At 70.3% G+C, this 2,628-nt stretch carries 3 protein-coding genes; 1 reads left to right on the forward strand and 2 read right to left on the reverse strand.

Going from position 1 to position 2,628, the window contains the following annotated elements; translation table 11 throughout:
- Positions 1-106: 106 nt before the first annotated feature.
- Together purB and Q1V87_RS04140 are read right to left on the reverse strand one after the other, a co-directional pair.
- A complete protein-coding gene (gene purB, locus Q1V87_RS04135; protein WP_300590963.1) occupies positions 107-1,516 on the reverse strand; it encodes an adenylosuccinate lyase in 1,410 nt (469 codons plus the stop codon).
- 55 nt (positions 1,517-1,571) lie between these two features.
- Positions 1,572-2,078, reverse strand: coding sequence for a low molecular weight protein-tyrosine-phosphatase (locus Q1V87_RS04140; protein ID WP_300590964.1), 507 nt, complete (start codon positions 2,076-2,078; stop codon positions 1,572-1,574).
- A 135-nt stretch (positions 2,079-2,213) separates the two neighbouring features.
- Here Q1V87_RS04140 and Q1V87_RS04145 point away from each other — a divergent pair, with 135 nt between their 5' ends.
- Positions 2,214-2,501: a hypothetical protein gene (locus Q1V87_RS04145; protein WP_300590965.1), complete on the forward strand. Its 288-nt coding sequence runs from the start codon at positions 2,214-2,216 to the stop codon at positions 2,499-2,501.
- Positions 2,502-2,628 lie beyond the last annotated feature (127 nt).

Here is a 2,628-nt window from a genome sequence, read left to right on the forward strand (position 1 = left end):
CCGCGCCAGCGGCGGGGCGTCGCGCTCGAAGGTCACCCTCTGATTCTCGCGCCCCCGCGGCATCCCGGCTCTGCCCGTCTCGTCCGCACGGGGTCAGCGCACGGGGTCAGCGCGCGGGCGGGACCAGCTCGGCGGCGAGACCCACGTACCCGGCCGGGGTGAGGGCGAGCAGCCGCTCCTTCGCCTGGTCGCCGATGTCGAGGCCGCGGACGAACTCCGCCAGCTCCGGCGCGCCGACGCGGCGCCCGCGGGTGAGGTCCTTCAGCAGCGCGTACGGGTCGGTGATCTGCGACCGGCCCGCCGCGATCTCGGCGCGCACCACCGTCTGGATGGCCTCGGCGAGCACCTCCCAGTTCGCATCGAGGTCTGCCAGCAGCACGTCGCGGCGCAGCGAGATCTCGCCGAGCCCGCGCAGCAGGTTGTCGAGCGCGAGCAGGGAGTGCCCGAAAGCCACGCCGATGTTGCGCTGCGTGGTCGAGTCGGTCAGGTCGCGCTGCAGGCGGCTGGTGACCAGCGTCTGGCCGAGCGATGCGAGCAGGGCGCCCGAGATCTCGAGGTTTGCTTCGGCGTTCTCGAAGCGGATCGGGTTGATCTTGTGCGGCATCGTCGACGAGCCGGTCGCGCCGGCTACCGGGATCTGCGAGAAGTAGCCGAGCGAGATGTAGGTCCACACGTCGGTTGCGAGGTTGTGCAGGATGCCGCCCGCGTGCCGGAGCCGGTCGTAGAGCTCGACCTGCCAGTCGTGCGACTCGATCTGGGTCGTCAGGACGTTGAATCCGATCCCGAGCGACTCGATGAACTCGCGCGAAAGCGCGGGCCAGTCCCTGTCGGGCTCTGCGGCGAGGTGAGCTGACCAGGTTCCGGTGGCGCCCGAGAACTTCGCAAGGAACTCGGATGCCGCGATCTGCCGCTCGACGCGCTCGAGCCGCCACACGAAGACGGCAAGTTCCTTGCCCATCGTGGTGGGGGTTGCCGGCTGCCCGTGGGTGCGGGAGAGCATCGGGGCCTCCCGGTGGTCGTGGGCGAGGCCCGCGAGCCGGTCGATCACGACGCGGAGCCGGGGCAGCCAGACCTGGGTGACGGCGCGCTGCACCGTGAGGGCGTAGGAGGCCGAGTTGATGTCTTCGCTCGTGCAGGCGAAGTGCGTGAGTTCAGCGATGTGCTCGAGCCCGAGTTCGGCAAGGCGGTCGCGCACCAGGTACTCGACGGCCTTCACGTCGTGGCGGGTCACTGCCTCTTTCTCGGCCAGCCACGCGATCTCGTCGGCGCCGAAGCCGCGGTACAGCGCGCGGAGGCGCTCCTTCTGTGCCTCATCGAGCGGTGCCGTGCCGAAGAGCGAGCGGTCGGTGAGGGCGATCAGCCACTCGACCTCGACCTCGACGCGAGCCCGGTTGAGGCCGGACTCCGAGAGGTAGTCGCTCAGGGGTGCCACCGCGGTGCGGTACCGCCCGTCGAGGGGACTCAGCGGCTGCTCGCCGAACGAGATGGCGTCGTGCTCACGGGGCAGGGAGGTCACGGTACTCCTGTCGGATCTGCGGTCCGGGCTCCCGATACGCCGGGCGATGATCGCCTCAGGGCGCGGGGCGAAGCGCCGGCTCCAGCTGGCGGAAGAGTGCGCGGCTGGCGCTCTCGATCATACCGAGCACCTCGTCGAACATCGCTTCGTCGGCGTAGTAGGGGTCGGGCACATCGAGGGTTTGGGCTGCAGCGTCGAAGGACATCAGCAGGGCGATCTTGTCGGCATCCGCGTCGGAGTGCGCCCAACCCCGCAGGATCCGCTCGTGACTGCGATCGAGTGCCAGCACGAGGTCGCTGCGGTCGAAGTCAGCCCTGCCGAACTGGCGGGCTCGATGGCGTGCGCCGTCGTACCCGCGCCGGGCGAGGGCCTCGATGGTGCGTTCGTCGGCGCGCTCGCCGACATGCCAGTCTCCGGTGCCGGCGCTGGTGGAGAGCACACGGTCGCCGACGCCCGCGCTGTCGGCCAGGGCGCGGAACACGACCTCGGCCATGGGGGACCGGCAGATATTGCCGGTACAGACGAAGACGACGCGAAACGGCTCGACGGCGTTCGCAGTCATGCGTTCATTCATACCCCTCCTGCCCGGCGAGCGCATCAGTTCGTCGTCTCCTCCCCGGTTTCGCGGGAGGCCGAACCGTCGACAATACGTCACGGATGCCGCCTCCCGCGCCCCGAGGGTCGGGACCGTGGAGGAATGGATGAGCTGTGGGCATCACCGGCGGCAGGCGTCGTGCAGGCACAGCTCGCGGCACTCGCATCGTGGGCTGACGACCTCGCTGCCGACGCGGAGGCGATCGCGCGGGTCGGCGGGTGGGAGACAGCGGCAGTCGCGGAGTTCCAGATCGAGATGGCGAACCTCGTTGCAGCGTTGCGGGGGCTGCGAGAGCGCGCCCTCGATCTGCGCGCCGATGTCCGCGCGCAATCTCCGTGGCCCGTCGTGGGTGGGTACCCCGGCTTCGGTCTGGCTGGAGCCGGGGCGTGAGCGATCTCGAGATCCGCAGCGGCGGTGCGATCGCTGTGGACACCGAGCAGCTGCGAGCGGTGGCCTGGCGGCTGCGGGAGTTCGGCATCCGTCTGGGCGAGTTCGCGGACCGGGCGCGCTGGGTGGC

The organism is Microbacterium sp. (assembly GCF_030149085.1).
Taxonomy (GTDB): Bacteria; Actinomycetota; Actinomycetes; order Actinomycetales; family Microbacteriaceae; genus Microbacterium.

Bases quoted from the DNA above. Each gene is read 5' to 3' on its own strand.
- Q1V87_RS04145 (WP_300590965.1), top strand. From the start codon at position 2,214: ATGGATGAGCTGTGGGCATCACCGGCGGCAGGCGTCGTGCAGGCACAG.
- Q1V87_RS04140 (WP_300590964.1), bottom strand. From the start codon at position 2,078: ATGACTGCGAACGCCGTCGAGCCGTTTCGCGTCGTCTTCGTCTGTACC.